The sequence below is a fragment of the Mycobacterium shimoidei genome, from assembly GCF_900417275.1.
GTDB lineage: Bacteria > Actinomycetota > Actinomycetes > Mycobacteriales > Mycobacteriaceae > Mycobacterium > Mycobacterium shimoidei.
Genome location: NZ_UEGW01000001.1, coordinates 3859178 through 3874603 on the forward strand (window position 1 = coordinate 3859178; position 15426 = coordinate 3874603).

The following is a 15426-nucleotide window of genomic DNA, read 5'->3' on the forward strand; positions in this document are numbered from 1 at the left end:
AACTCCCTGGCGGTTGGCGGTATCGGTCTACGACAGTTCCACGAGGGTCAGTTCGTCGCTGGCCGAGTCTGTCTCGTCTTGCGCGACCGCTTCCCGGATCAGGCCCAGCAAGGCTTCGGTGTAGAAGTCGGCGAGCGATTGCACGGTGGCCGCTTCGATCCTGCGGGTGTCATACCACCAGTCGAGGTGAAGCTCACCGGCCGACCGGTACACCCGGAGCTCGAGGGCGTGACCCAGGCCGGGAATCGTCTCGCGCACCGGCATGGCGGTGTCGGTGTCGAGTTGCACGGGAGCATCGGCGGTGGACAGCTCCGGCAGGTCGGGAATCGTGCCGATGTAGGAAAAATGCAGATCGGCCCGACCCGCGCCCCCCAACAGGCTGGCGGTGGGGGCATAGAGGTGACGCAGCAGCCCGTAGCCAATCCCGTAGTGGGGAACGGCTTTCAACGTGTCGTGCACGTCGTCCAGCAGTTGCCGAGCGCTCACCTCTTCGCTGTTGCTGCACCCGAGCCTGACGGGATATAGGCTGGTGAACCAGCCGGCGGTGCGGCGCAGGTCGAGATCGGGTTTGAGGACCGAACGGCCAGGGCCGCCGAGGTCGACCGTAACGGCATCGCCACCGGCCGTCGCGGCGATCGTGCGGCCCAACGCGGCCAACAGCATGTCTTCGATCGGCATCGCCAGCCGCCGCCGCGCGTCATCGATTTCGCTGGTTTCCGAGGCCGGAAGCGTCGACGACACCTTGGCCAAATCGGCTGCCCCCGGCGGCTCAGCGGCCTCGGAAGTCACCCGCAGCGGCGCGGGCGTGGCGTTCTTCAGCCAGAAGTCGCGACTTTCGACGACTGCGGGATGCGTCGCAAGCCCGGCGCAGCGCTGGGACCACTCGGTCCACGACGTGGTGACGGGCTGCAGCGCAATTTCTTGGCCTGCCAGCCGCTGCCCGAACGCGGTGAAGATGTCGGTGAGCAGAATGTCGCGGGTCGGGTTGTCGGCGACGGCGGCGTGCAGGCTGATCGCGAGGTAGCACGTGGTGCCGGGCCGACCCTGGATATAACTGGCGGTCAGCGCGGGGCTGGACAGATCCTGTTCGGCGATCTGCTTTTTCAGCAAGTCGAGCACCGCATCGCGCTCCTGCGGACTCCCGGGCGCGACGTCCTCGGACAGAACTTCGGACAGGGCCACAGTGGCGAGTTCGACATGCTCCTGGGGATCGCCGACAACTTGCTCCCAGGTTCCGGCGCGCTGGGAGACCTGCAGCCGCAGCGCGTCGTGGTGGTTGATCACCGCCGTGAGCACTGCACGGATGTCGTCGGTTTGCACGTCGGGCCGAAGCTGCAGGATCAACGGAACGCGCCACTGGCCGCGGTCGGCAACTCCATGTTCGAGGAATTCGAGGAGGTTGGGCGGGACAGGCGGGTGCACAACATCGCCCGCCGATTGACGGGCCAGACCGCCGGCGGCGTATCGCGCCGTCAGCGCCTTGGCCAACCCGCCGAGGGTGGGATGGTCGTAGAGATCCTGAGGCGTCAGGTCCAGTCCTTCGTGGGAGGCGGTCATCGCAACGCTGATCGCGACCAATGAGTCCCCACCGAGCTCGAAGAAGTTGGCGTTACGCGCCACCGAGCCCACACCGAGACACTGTCCCCAGATGCGTTGCAACGTCGCCTCGATCGGCGATGTGCCGTTGCCGGCCGCGCTGGTCCCGGTTTCGGCCGACGGCGCATCCGCCGGGGTGCCGGTTGGGCTAGAGGCGGCGAACGACCGCCGCTGCGGGTTGGGATCAACCCAATGCCGTTGCCGCTCAAAGGGATAGCCCGGCAGCGTCACCAGCCGGGGCGCATAGTCGCCTCGCAGCGGCGACCAATCAACCTCGATGCCCGCCGCCCAGAGCTGGCCCAGCGCCAGCAAGAAGGTGTCACGGTCGTCGCGGTTTTGCGCATGGTGCCGCATCAGCCGCACCGCGCGATGACTTTCCGACCACCGCGGATGCCGCATCGCCGATGCGGTCAAGGTGCCCCCTGGGCCAACCTCGACCACGACGCGGTTCGGGTCGGCGAGCAGGACGTCGAGTTCGTCGGCGAACCGCACCGTGGCGCGCACCTGACGCGCCCAGGTCGCAGGGTTGGTTGCCTCGCCGGCGGCCATCCACGTTCCGGTCACATTGGACAGCAACGGAATCTGCGGTTCGGCCAGCGTTTGTCGCGACAAGAATCCGGTGAATTCCGGGATCATCGACTCCATGAGCCGCGAATGGAATGCGTGCGACGTGCGGACCCGCCGCGCCGCGACGCCTGCCTTGGCCAGCCGCTCGGTGAATGCCGCGATCTGTTCTTCGGATCCGGCCACCACGCACCCGCCCGGATCGTTGACCGCGGCCACGTCGACATCGCCGGACAGGTGCTCGGCGACCGCGTCCGGACTCAGCGGCACCGCCACCATGACGCCACGCGGCGCGGCGTGCATCAGCCGGGCCCGCATCGCGACCACTTTGATCGCGGTCGATACGTCGAAAACGCCGGCGATGGTGGCCGCGGCGTACTCGCCGATGCTGTGTCCGGCCATCGCGGCCGGGCGCACCCCATAGGTTTCGATCAGTTTGGCCAGCGCGTATTGCACGGTGAACAGCGCGGGTTGGGTCCGGTCGGTGCGCTCCAAATTGCGGGCGTTGCCCTCGAAGATCTCCGCGCGCAGGTCGATGCCCAGCTCGGCGTCGAAGCCGGCGGCGCATTCGTCGAAGTGTTCGGCGAACACCGGCTCGGTGTCATACAGACCGCGCGCCATCCCGACGTGCTGAGCGCCCTGACCGGGAAACAGGAAAACCACCCGGTCGGCGTTGTCGGCCGGACTTTGCACCGATTCGCCGACGAACACGTTGTCGTGCTCGTCGGCGCGCAGCACCGTTGCCGCGTCTTGGCGGTCGGCGACCACGGCCGCGAGCTGGAAGTTTTCTTTCCTGCGGCGCGCCAGGGTATAGGCGACATCCACCAGCTCAGCGGCGTCGGGGCCGGACAGTTCGGCGGCAAGATCCAACCGCGCCTGGTGCAACGCCTCGGCAGTGCGCGCGGACAGCATCAACACCTGAGGACCGGGATTCGGGGTCGACACCGGAGCCGCCGGCGCCTCTTCGAGCACCACGTGCGCGTTAGTGCCACCCACACCGAACGAGCTGACTCCGGCGCGACGAACACCGTCCCACTCCCACGGGCCGTACTCGCTGCGCACGACGAACGGCCCCTGCTCGATGTGCAGTTCCGGGTTAGGGCTGGTGTAGTGCAGCGTCGGCGGAATGGCCCGATGTTTGAGGCACAGGATCGTCTTGATCAGACTCGCGATGCCCGCCGCTGACTCGAGGTGCCCGATGTTGGACTTGACCGAGCCGATAAAGCACGGGCCGGGCCGCGGCTCTTCGGATACCGCGAATGCCAAACGTAGGCCTTCGATTTCGATCGGGTCGCCCAGCGGAGTGCCGGTTCCATGGGTCTCTACATAACTGATCGTGGCCGCGTCGACCTCGGCGACGGCGTGCGCCTCGGCGATCACGTCGGCCTGGCCGGCCGCATTCGGAGCGGCATACGTCATCTTCGTCGAACCGTCGTTGTTGAGCGCCGATCCGCGAATCACCGCGTGAATGCGGTCGCCGTCCTCGACTGCGTCGGCCAGCGACTTGAGCACGACCACGCCGACTCCACTACCGAAAATCGTGCCGTCCGAACGCACATCGAATGGGCGGCAATGTCCGGTGGCCGACACCATCGAGCCAGGCTCATGCCAATATCCCACACGGTGCGGGATTCGCAGCGACGCCCCGCCGGCCAACGCCATGTCGCATTCGCCGTTCAAAATGGCCTGACAAGCCAGATGGACCGCGACCAGCGCCGACGAACACGCCGTCTGCACCGACAACGCCGGACCGCGGAAATCGAACTGGTGCGCAACCTTCGTGGCCAGATAGTCCTTGTCGTTCTGCAACGACAGGTTGACCATCTCGAACGTCACACCCTGTCCGATGACCGTTTCCGGGTCGTGGTTGGACATGATGTTGTGCAGCAAGTAGCCGCTGGTGGTGCTGGTCGCGTATACGCCCACCGAGCCTTCGATGTCGGCGGGGTCGTAACCGGCGTCTTCCATCGCATGAAATGCCGACTGCAAGAACAACCGATGCTGCGGGTCAGTCATCCGCGCGGATTGCGGTGTGAAACCAAAGAAATCAGCATCGAATTCGTCGATGCCGTCCAGTAAGGCGGCGCGCCGCACGTACGCGTGGTTGGCCAGTGCCTTCTCACTGATACCGGCGGCCAGCAAGTCGTCCTCGGACAGCGTGACAATCGACTCCTCGCCGCGACGCAGGTTGTCCCAAAACGCCGACACCGTGTTGGCGCCCGGAAACCGGGCAGCCATACCCACCACCGCGATTGCGTTCGGTGGCAAATCGCTATTGCTCGTCACACTCGGTCTCCTACCCTCCGACGTGCCGCCGCACGCTGCCTCGCCGCCGCACGCTGCTTGGCCCGATCACGAACAGCGCTGGTGCTTTCGGTCTTTTCCTGCCCGTTCAGACCCAATTGGCGGATGAGGTCGGTTGTCAGGTCGGTCAATGAGGCGCCCTGCAGCAGCAGGGCCACCGGTGGCTCGACCCCGAAGTCGCCGCGAACCGTATTGCGGATCCGCACGGCCATCAACGAATCCAGTCCCAGCTCGGTCAGCGGCTGGTCGGAGTCGATGGTGCTGTCTTTCGGGTAGCCCATGATGGCCAGGATGCGCCCGCCCAGGCGAGCGCTCACAACCCGATGGGCTTCGTCGGATTCCATCTCTCGCAGGGCATCCGGGCCGGCCCAGTCATCATCGTCACTGTCGATGTCGAGTTCACTGGCCAGGGTGGCGAAGTACCCGAGTTGCGCAATCTCGGGGAATGCCGCCGCCGCCCGATCCAGCCGCAGCCGAGCCACGCCGACCCGTGTCGGATCGCCGGCCAGGATGGCCTCCAGTGCCTCGATACCTTCGGGCGGAGCGATGGGATCCAACGCGCTGAACCTCAGCGCACGGGCAACGCCGATATCGGACCACTGGCCCCAGTTGATGGTAATAGCGGGCAAACCCGATGCTCGTCGCCATGACACCAGGCCGTCGAGCCACGCGCTCGCGGCCGCATACGCTCCCTGCCCCGGCGAACCCAACAGCGACGACGTCGACGAGAAGCCCACCCACCAATCGAGATCTCGGTCGGCCGTCGCGACATGGAGCCGTAAGGCGCCGGCTGCCTTGGGCGCCCAGACACGCTCCAGGCTTTCCCTGGTGAGGGCCGCGACGATCTGGTCGTCGATCACGGCGGCGCCGTGCACCACTCCGCGCAACGCGAGCCCGGTCTGTTCGGCCGCGCTCACCAGCTGCTCGGCTACGCCCACTGCAGCGATATCACCAGTCACGACAACGACTTCGGTGCGCTGGCCGAGCTGGTCGATGATCGTCTGCGCCTCAGCAGACGGGTCGGAGCGGCTGTTGAGGACGATGCGGCCGGCGCCGCGGTCGGCGAGCCAACGCGCCACCACCAGCCCGATTCCACCCAGGCCACCGGTGACCACGTAGGCACCCTCGCGTCGCACCACCCGATCCGGCTGTGTCGACGCCAGCGTCGCGCGGGACAGACGCTCGGCATAACGGTCGCCGCCGCGCCAGGCGATCACGTCGTCGGTGCCGGCCAGTCCCAGCTCGGTGATTAACGGTGTCACGTTGTCGCCCGGCAGGTCCACCAGCGTGGTGCGCAAGTCCGGATGTTCGTAGCCGAGCACCCGGATCAGGCCCTTGAGCGAGTTGACCGACGGATCGCCCGGCTCGTCGGCGTTGACCGCCAAGCCATTACGGGACACCAGCCACAGCCGCGGGGCCTTTCCATGCCAGCCGCCGATGATCGCGCGCACCGTCGCCGAGATCGTCCATGTCAGGTCGCGGGCCCGCTCGGGAGCGCCGTCGGAGTCGGTGCCGCCGAATGGACGCTGGCCGACGAAGACTATCACTCCGGCCGGCGGAAGTTCGGGGTCTGCCGCAGTTTTCGCGAATGCCTCCAGCACCGCGGACTCCTGCGAAAGGTCCGCGTTGACGACCCGACGGGCCGGTGAATCGAATTGGCTGACGAACTCGTTCGCGATCGGCTCGGTCTCGGCGCCGTCCGTCAGCACGAGCCAACTGCCGTCACACGAAGCCGACGTGGCCGCATCGGCGGACGTCTTGACCCAGCTGGTGTCAAAGATCTTCTGCGTCAGGGGTATTGGGACCGTGCGTCGTTGCACCCGTTGCAGGTAGATGCCGTCGATCTCGACGGTCGGTCTCCCGGCGTCATCCATCAACACGACACGCCCGAGCTGGCCGGAGCCCTCACCATGCGGCGTCGCCAGCTCGGCGCGGCAGCGGGCGCGCCGGCCGACATCGCCGAAGACCCGGATCCTCTCGAACGACACCGGTAAGTAGGTGGCCTCGCTGGAGTCCGCCAACGAGTCGGCGGGCATCGCGGCGGCCAGCCCCTGCAGCGCGGCATCGAGCAGCACCGGATGAATGCGGTAGCTTCGGTGTGGCGTGGCCTCGTCGGGCAGGACTATCTCTGTCTCCGAGGATCCATTGGGTTTGCGCACGATTCGGGTCAGTGCGGCGAAGGACTGCCCGTGATGCAACCCGGTTCGGCGCAAGGCGGCGTAGAGGTCCGCAGGAGAAACGACGCTGCCCGCTTCGCCGGCGCCGGGTTGGGCGGCCGGTGCCGCCGGCTGCGCAGTCTCGACGCGGGCCACCGCGTGCCGACGCCAATGGCCGTTGGCCGATCGGGAATGAACCTCCACCCGAACGTCGTTCGCCGAGTTCTCGCCGTTGTGGCTCAGCTGCGTCGTGATCTGAGTCCGCTCGTCCACCGGAAGCATCTGCTCGACCTCGAGCTGATGTATTGCCAGGGCCTGGACGGGGAGCCCGAGGGCTTCGCTGGCAGCCGCCATCACTATTTCCGCGTAACCCGTTGCCGGCATGACGACCTGACCGTGCACCTTGTGGTCGGCCAGCCAGGTGACGAGTTCGGTCCCGATGTCGGCCTGCCAGACGTGATCACGACCGGACGGCATCTCGACGTGCACGCCAAGCAGCGGGTGAGCACTGGCCGATTGCCGGTTGGCCGATGTTGGGGCGGTCCAGTACCGGGAATGTACCCATGGAGTCGGCGGCAGGTCGACGATATTTGCTGTGCAGCCTTCGGTTTCGGCCGCGGCAGCTGACGGAGGTCGAACCGTCGCCAATTGTGTGTGGAAAGCCAGTGTTTCGGGGTTGTCCCGGTTCAACGTCGCGGCAACCTGAAAGCCGCCACGTGGTTTGGCCGATTCCAGGGTCCCGGTGATGGCGTGGGTGAGTAGTGGGTGTGGGCTGATTTCGACGAAGGTGCAATGCTTTTCAGCAGCAGCCGCAACAGCCTGACTGAACCGCACCGGATTGCGCAGGTTGACCACCCAATAATCAGCATCAAACACCGGCGCCCCACCATCGGACGACCCCACCGTACTGATCAACGGAATCCGCGGCGCCACCGGCGACAAACCCACCAACGCGCTCTTGAGCTCCGGCAAAATCGGATCCACCGTCCGATGATGCGACGCCACATCCACCTCGATACGACGCGCCAACCGGCCCTGCCCATCAACCACCGCAACCACCGCATCAACCTGATCCGGCGGACCCGCAATCACCGTCTGCACCGGCGCGGCATACACCGCCACCGAAATATCCGGATACTGGGCAACCAACTTCTCAGCCGCCTGCGCCTCCAACTCCAACAACGCCATCGCACCCTGACCAGACAACCGCGACATCAACTTCGACCGGGTCGCAATCACCTTCACCCCATCAGCCGGACTCAACGCCCCGGCCCCCACCGCCGCAGCCACCTCCCCCATCGAATGCCCAATCACCGCATCCGGACGCACCCCATAAGCCCCCCACAACGCCGTCAACGCCAACTGCATCCCCACCAACACCGGCTGAATCCGCTCAATCCCCACCACCGGATCCCCAGCCGACAACACCCCCCGCAACGAAAACCCCACCTGCTCGGCAAAAACCGGCTCCAACTCATCCACCGCCGCAGCAAACGCCGGCTCCTGCGCCAACAACCGCTGACCCATCCCCGCCCACTGCGAACCCTGACCCGAATACAAAAAGACGGTGCCCGAACCGTGCGGCATTTCACGCGGGCCGACCACGCCGGGCGAGGGCTGGCCCGCGGCCAGCGCCCGCAGGCCGGCCACCGCCTCGTCGTGGCTGCGGGCGCATACCGTGGCGAGTTTGTGGTGCCGGCTGCGGTGGTGGTTGACGGTGTGGGCCACATCGGCCAGCGGGACCTCGGCGCCCTCGCCGGCCATCCAGTCGGCCAGCATCGATGCCCACGACGCGATCCGTTGCTCGGTCTTGGCCGAGATCACCAAGGTCGTCACCGGCGACGCCGATTCGGTTGCCGGCGTCTGCACCGGATCCGGACCCTGTTCGAGCACCACGTGCGCGTTGGTGCCGCCGAGGCCGAACGACGACACCACGGCCCGCCGCGGGCCGTCACCGGCAGGCCACGGCGCCAGTTCGGTGGGCACGAACAGCCGTGTCTGCGACGGGTCGATCGCCGGGTTCCATTGCTTGAAGTTCAGGTTCGGCGGGATCTGGCCACGCCGCAAAGACAGTGTGGCTTTGATGAATCCGGCGATGCCGGCGGCCGCCTCCAGATGACCGAAGTTGGTCTTCACCGCTCCCAGCGCGCAGGGACCGTCGCCGCGCCCGTAGACGTCGGCCAGGGCTTCGAATTCGATCGGGTCACCCAACGCGGTTCCGGTGCCGTGCGTCTCGATGAAATTCACCGTGTTGGGCGCGACGTCGGCGCTGCGCAGCGCGCGGGTGATCACGTCGCGTTGTGCGATGGTGTTCGGTGCGGTCAGTCCGTTGGAGCGACCGTCCTGATTGATCGCCGAGCCGCGCACCACCGCCAGCACGCGGTCGCCGTCACGGACCGCGTCGGTGAGCCGCTTGAGCACCACCACCCCGCAGCCCTCGCCGCGTACGAACCCGTCGGCCCTCGAGTCGAAGGTGTGACACCGGCCCTGCGGCGACAACATGCCCCACTTGGACATCGCCAGTTGGGTTTCCGGGCGCAGGATGAGGCTGACGCCGCCGGCCAGCGCCAAGTCGCTTTCCCGTAGCCGCAGGCTTTGGCAGGCCAGGTGGATGGTGACCAGCGACGACGAACAGGCCGAATCCACCGCCATCGCCGGGCCGCGCAGGCCCAGCAGGTAGGCGATCCGCCCCACGGCGACGGCGTGTGCGTTGCCGGTCGCGGAGTAGGCGTCGATGCTGTCCGGGTTGGCCGCCGAGATCGTCTGGTACTCGGTGTAATAGACGCCCATCATCACCGCGGCGCGGATTCCGGACAACTGGTCCGGCACGATCCCGGCATGCTCAAGCGCTTCGTAGGCCACCTCGAGCATGAGCCGCTGCTGTGGGTCCATCGCTTCGGCTTCGCGTGGCGAGATGCCGAAGTAGTCGGCGTCGAAGCCGGCTACGTCGGGCAAGAAGCCGCCCCACTTCGAAGACATCCGCCCCGGCGCGAATTGGTCCGGGTCGTAGAACTCGTCGGCGTTCCAGCGGTCCGGGGGGATTTCGCTGATCGCGTCTTTTCCGTTGGCCAACAGGTTCCAATACTTCTCCGGGCCCGCTGCGCCACCGGGGAATCGGCAGCCGATGCCCACCACGGCCACCGGCTCCGCGGCCGCCAACCGCGAGGCCTGGTCAAACCGTTCGGTCAGCGCGGTGCGCTGGTCGACGGTCATGGCCGACACCCTGTTGAAGACCGTTTTCATCAATAAATACCGCTCTCACTACCTGCCGAAGCCGATTCCACGCTGTCGAACAACTCATCCAACACGCTGCCGCCCGAATCGACCGTCATATCCGCGGTATTTGGTTCCGGGCTTTCCTCTGGCGCGTGCATGTCCACCAAGTACTGGGCCAACGACGAGATCGTCGGGTGGTTGAACAGCATGTTTGCCGACAGATCGATTCCCACCAGCTTCTGCGTCTCGCGTAGCACCGTCATCGCCATCATCGAATCCAGTCCCAGCTCGGGGAACGGTTGATCCGTCCTGACTGCCGATGCGGACATCCGAAGTTCGCGGGCCAAGATGGCCTGCAGCCGATGCTCGAGTTCGCTGAGCCGATTCTCGGCAGGAATCTGCGACCAATCCGGCGCGGTCGACACAGCGTTGTCGTCGGGGGCCGATCGCCCCGGGGCGCTCGAGATGTCGAACTCCGCGACGATCTCCCGGAAGAAGCCGAGGTCACCGAACTCGGGAGTGGCGGCCAGCGCGCGATCCAGCCGCAGCCGGCCGACCCCCACCCGGGCCAGCGGCCCGCCCACCAGCGTCTGCAGCGCCTCGATGCCTTCGTCGGGGGTGATCGGGTCCAGCACGCTGTAGGTCAGCGCGCGGCTCATCCCCACGTCCGACCACTGACCCCAGTTGATCGCGGTGGCGGGCAGACCGGATGCCCGACGCCATGCCACCAGTGCGTCCAGCCACGCGTTCGCGGTGGTGTAGGCCAATTGACCCGGCAAGCCCAGCAGCGTGGCCATCGACGAGAAGCCCACCCACCAGTCGAGTTCCCGGCCGGCCGTGGCCGCGTGCAGACGCAGCGCGCCGCCGACCTTGGGCGCCCAGACCCGCTGCAGGCCGTCGCGGGTCAGCGCGGTCACCAATCCGTCGCCGGTCACGCCCGCGGCGTGCACCACGCCGCGCAACGGGCGTCCGGTCTCCTCGGCGGCCGCCACAAGGCGCTCGGCGACCCCCGGCGCGGCGATGTCGCCGGCCACGAAGACGATCTCGGCGCCGTTCGCCAGCTCGCTAAGCTCCTGGCGCTGTGCATCGGAGGGCTCGGTTCGGCCGTTGAGGACCAGGCGTCCCGCGCCGCGCTCGAGCAGCCAGCGGGTGACCACCGTGCCCAGACCGCCGCGGCCGCCCGTGATGATGTAGGCACCGTCGGGGCGCACCTCGGTTTCGCGGATTTCGCCATCGAGGCTGGCGCGGGTGAGCCGTTCGACGCGGCGGCGCTCGTCTCGCACCGCGACCACATCGTCGCCGGCCGGTGACCCCAGTTCGTTCAGCAAGGCCGCGTAGGCGTCTGTCCCGGAACCGATGTCGACGAGGGTGACACCCAGATCCGGCTCGCCGGCCAGAACGCGGGCCGCTTCGCCCGGGAAGCGCCAGTTGCGGACGAGGCCCTTGAGCGCCCCGATCGCCGGATCACCCGGCTCGTCTTGCACCGCAAGGCCGTTGCGGGTGACCAGCCACAGTCGTGGCGCCTTGCCCTTGCAACCGTCGACGGCCGCATGCGCGACGGCTGAGATCGAGTAGATCAAATCGTGTGCCCGGGCGAGCACTGCGTCCGTGTCTGCGCCGTCGAAAGAGCGGGTGCCCAGGAACACGACGATGCCCGCGGGCGGAAGTTCCTGGTTACCGGCTGTGTCTGCGAAGGCCTCCCGCACCGCGGATTCGTCGCCCAGCTCCGCACGGATCACCCGGCGACCGGGTGCATCGAATCGGGAGGCGAAATCTGTTGCCAGAGCTGTTGTCTCGTTATCAGTGTCGGCCAGCAGCAGCCAGCTCCCGGACAGCGTCGCCGAGTCGGCTTCTGGTAGCGGGCTGTCCATCCATGCGGTGTCAAAGATCTTGTGCTCCAACGGCAGCGCCACCGCGCGGGGATCCACCGGTCGCAATTCGATGCCGGTGAGCTCCGCGGTCGCAGTGCCCGTGTCGTCGGTGAAGACGATTCGCCCCTGATAGCCGCCGGGTGATTGCTCGACCAGCTCGGTGTGGCAACGGGTTCGGCGCGCGACCGGGCCGAACACCCGAATGCTCGCCACCGACACCGGCAGGTAGGGGGTGTCCTGCGGCTGCGCCGTGATGCCGGCAGCCAGATGGCGCAGCGCGGTCTCGAGCAACTCCGGGTGCAGGCAGTACTGCGGATGGTCAGCGGCTCCGTCGGGCAGCGCCAGTTCGGTGTCTGCTTGGGGCGCTGCGGCGGGCGCATCCTGGCCGGTCGCGTCGACGTCGGCGACCGCATAGCGAGTCCAGTTGCCGCTGGACGAACTTGCGTGTATCTCAACGCGATACCCGCCGTCGTTGTGCGAAAGCTGCGTGGTGATCCGGGTCTGCCGGTCCAGGACCAGGGTTTGCTCGATTTCGAGCGCCCGGATCTGTCCTGTCCCGGCGGGCGCCGCCTGTCGCGCGGCGGCCAAGGCCATCTCGACGTAGCATGCTGTTGGCAGCACGACCTGTCCATGAACCTTGTACTGGGCCAGCCACGGCATCGATTCGGTCCCGATGTCAGCCTGCCAAACATGATCGCGACCGGACGGCATCTCGACGTGCACGCCGAGCAGGGGATGCACATCGGGTAGCCGCTGTGCGACGGGTTTGCTTTCCAGCCAATACTTTTCGTGCAGCCACGGCGTCGGTGGGAGGTTGACGAGCCGGCGTCGGTCGGTTTTCGGGGGTGTCACACCGACGGTGGCGAGTTGGGTGTGAACGGACAGAATTTCGTCGTCTCCTCGTTTCATCGCCGAGGTGACCACGCAGTGTTCGCCGGACGCCGTTGATGCAAGCGTGTCGCCGATGGCGTGGGTGAGTAGTGGGTGTGGGCTGATTTCGACGAAGGTGCAATGCTTTTCAGCAGCAGCCGCAACAGCCTGACTGAACCGCACCGGATTGCGCAGGTTGACCACCCAATAATCAGCATCAAACACCGGCGCCCCACCATCGGACGACCCCACCGTACTGATCAACGGAATCCGCGGCGCCACCGGCGACAAACCCACCAACGCGCTCTTGAGCTCCGGCAAAATCGGATCCACCGTCCGATGATGCGACGCCACATCCACCTCGATACGACGCGCCAACCGGCCCTGCCCATCAACCACCGCAACCACCGCATCAACCTGATCCGGCGGACCCGCAATCACCGTCTGCACCGGCGCGGCATACACCGCCACCGAAATATCCGGATACTGGGCAACCAACTTCTCAGCCGCCTGCGCCTCCAACTCCAACAACGCCATCGCACCCTGACCAGACAACCGCGACATCAACTTCGACCGGGTCGCAATCACCTTCAACCCATCAGCCGGACTCAACGCCCCGGCCACCACCGCCGCAGCCACCTCCCCCATCGAATGCCCAATCACCGCATCCGGACGCACCCCATAAGCCCCCCACAACGCCGTCAACGCCAACTGCATCCCCACCAACACCGGCTGAATCCGCTCAATCCCCACCACCGGATCCCCAGCCGACAACACCCCCCGCAACGAAAACCCCACCTGCTCGGCAAAAACCGGCTCCAACTCATCCACCGCCGCAGCAAACGCCGGCTCCTGCGCCAACAACCGCTGACCCATCCCCGCCCACTGCGAACCCTGACCCGAATACAAAAAGACGGTGCCCGAACCGTGCGGCATTTCACGCGGGCCGACCACGCCGGGCGAGGGCTGGCCCGCGGCCAGCGCCCGCAGGCCGGCCACCGCCTCGNCCCGCAACGAAAACCCCACCTGCTCGGCAAAAACCGGCTCCAACTCATCCACCGCCGCAGCAAACGCCGGCTCCTGCGCCAACAACCGCTGACCCATCCCCGCCCACTGCGAACCCTGACCCGAATAGACGAACACCGTCCCGGAGCCATGGGGTAGCTGGCAGGGCTCAACCACACCGGTAGCCGGTTCGCCCGCGGCCAGCGCCCGCAGGCCGGCCACCGCCTGGGCGCGGTCCCGCGCGCTCACCGCGGCAATGTTCTTGTAGCGCGCGCGGTGGTGGTTGACGGTGTGGGCCACATCGGCCAGCGGGACCTCGGCGCCCTCGCTGGCCATCCAGTCGGCCAGCATCGCGGCGATCGGCCGGATTCGCGCCGGGGTCTTGCCCGAAATCACCAAGGTGTTCACCACCGGCTCGGGTTGCGCTGCAACGGGTTTCGGCGCCGGCGCCTGCTCGAGCACCACGTGTGCGTTGGTGCCGCTGACCCCGAACGACGACACCCCGGCCCGCCGTGGCCGGTCCACCGACGGCCATTCCATGCCCTTGGCCGGGATGGTGAACTGTGATGCGGCCGCGCATGCGTTCGGAGTCAACTCGGTGAAGTTCAAATGCGGCGGTATGTAGCCCTGGTCCAGGCTGAGCACGGTCTTGATGAAGCCGGCGATCCCGGCGGCCGACTCGGCATGACCAAAGTTGGTCTTCACCGACCCTAAAACCAGTGGCGCCGAGCCGTTTCGGTCGCCGAAGACCTGGCTCAGTGCGTCGAGTTCGATCGGGTCACCCAGCGCGGTGCCCGTGCCATGCGCCTCGATGTAGTCGATGTCGGCCGGTGCCAACCGCGCCGCGGCCAGCGCCTGGCGCAGCAGCGCCTGCTGGGCCGGCCCATTGGGCACGGTCTGTCCGCTGCTGGGCCCGTCTTGGTTGACCGCCGAACCGCGTATCACTGCCCACACCGAATCCCCGTCGCGCAGCGCATCACTGAGCCGCTTGAGCACCACCACCCCGCAGCCCTCACTGCGCACATACCCATTGGCGGCGGCGTCGAACGTCTTGCACTGACCGTCGGGTGCGAGCATTCCCCACCGCGAGCAGGCGATGCTGTTCTCCGGGCTCAGGATCAAGTTGACGCCGGCCGCTAGCGCCTGATCGGTTTCCCGCCGACGCAGGCCCTGGCATGCGAGGTGAACGGCCACCAGCGACGATGAGCACGCGGTGTCCATGACCACCGCCGGGCCGTGCACACCCAAGAAATACGACAGCCGCCCGGCTGCGAAGTTCGACGCATTCCCGAAGACCAGGTAGGGATCAAGGTCCTCGGGGGCCACGCCGCCGGAGGTGGTGAGCCAGTAGTAGTCACTGGTTGTCACGCCGACGTAGATCCCGGTCTGGGTGTTGCGGATGGCTTTGGGTGTGATCCCGGCGTTTTCCAATGCTTCCCAGGACACTTCGAGCAGCAGCCGATGTTGGGGATCCATAGCGGCAGCCTCGCGGGGGGACATCCCGAAGAATTCGGCATCGAACTCTTCGGGCTGCCAAGACGTCAGAAAACCCCCCTCCCGGTTGCAGATTGTCCCCGGCACGGTGTGGTCTTCGGAGTAGAAAGCATCAGCATCCCAGCGGTTCGGCGGCACCCGCACAACGCCGCTTTCACCGTCGCGCAGAAAGCGCCAGTACTGGGCGGGAGTGTCGACGCCCCCCGGGAACTTGCAGCCGATTCCGACCACGGCGATAGGCTCGGTGTCACCCTTTTCGGCGATCTCCAGTCGCGCAGTCAGGTCATCGATCTTACGCAGTGCCTCGGTGATGATTTCCCGGCGATCCGGCGGTGCAGCAGCCATCTCGC

At 66.7% G+C, this 15426-nt stretch carries 3 protein-coding genes and 1 pseudogene; all 4 read right to left on the reverse strand.

What is annotated here, in order from left to right:
• Nucleotides 1–27: 27 nt before the first annotated feature.
• The gene (locus tag MSP7336_RS18580; protein ID WP_113964300.1) at nt 28–4446 is read right to left on the reverse strand and encodes a type I polyketide synthase; all 4419 of its coding nucleotides are present in this window, start codon (nt 4444–4446) and stop codon (nt 28–30) included.
• Nucleotides 4443–9863 carry a type I polyketide synthase gene (locus MSP7336_RS18585; RefSeq protein ID WP_280524367.1) on the reverse strand — a complete coding sequence of 1807 codons (5421 nt, stop codon included), beginning with the start codon at nt 9861–9863 and terminating at the stop codon, nt 4443–4445. Before MSP7336_RS18585 ends, MSP7336_RS18580 begins: the two co-directional genes overlap by 4 nt.
• Nucleotides 9863–10261, reverse strand: a complete 399-nt coding sequence (locus MSP7336_RS24750; protein ID WP_483403569.1) for an acyl carrier protein — start codon at nt 10259–10261, stop codon at nt 9863–9865. Before MSP7336_RS24750 ends, MSP7336_RS18585 begins: the two co-directional genes overlap by 1 nt.
• 33 nt (nt 10262–10294) lie before the next feature.
• Nucleotides 10295–15421 (reverse strand): annotated as a pseudogene (locus tag MSP7336_RS24755) (SDR family NAD(P)-dependent oxidoreductase); the annotation flags it as partial.
• Nucleotides 15422–15426: the final 5 nt, after the last annotated feature.

Coding starts and splice junctions, on each gene's coding strand:
- MSP7336_RS18585 (WP_280524367.1), bottom strand. CDS start 9,863: ATGAAAACGGTCTTCAACAGGGTGTCGGCCATGACCGTCGACCAGCGC.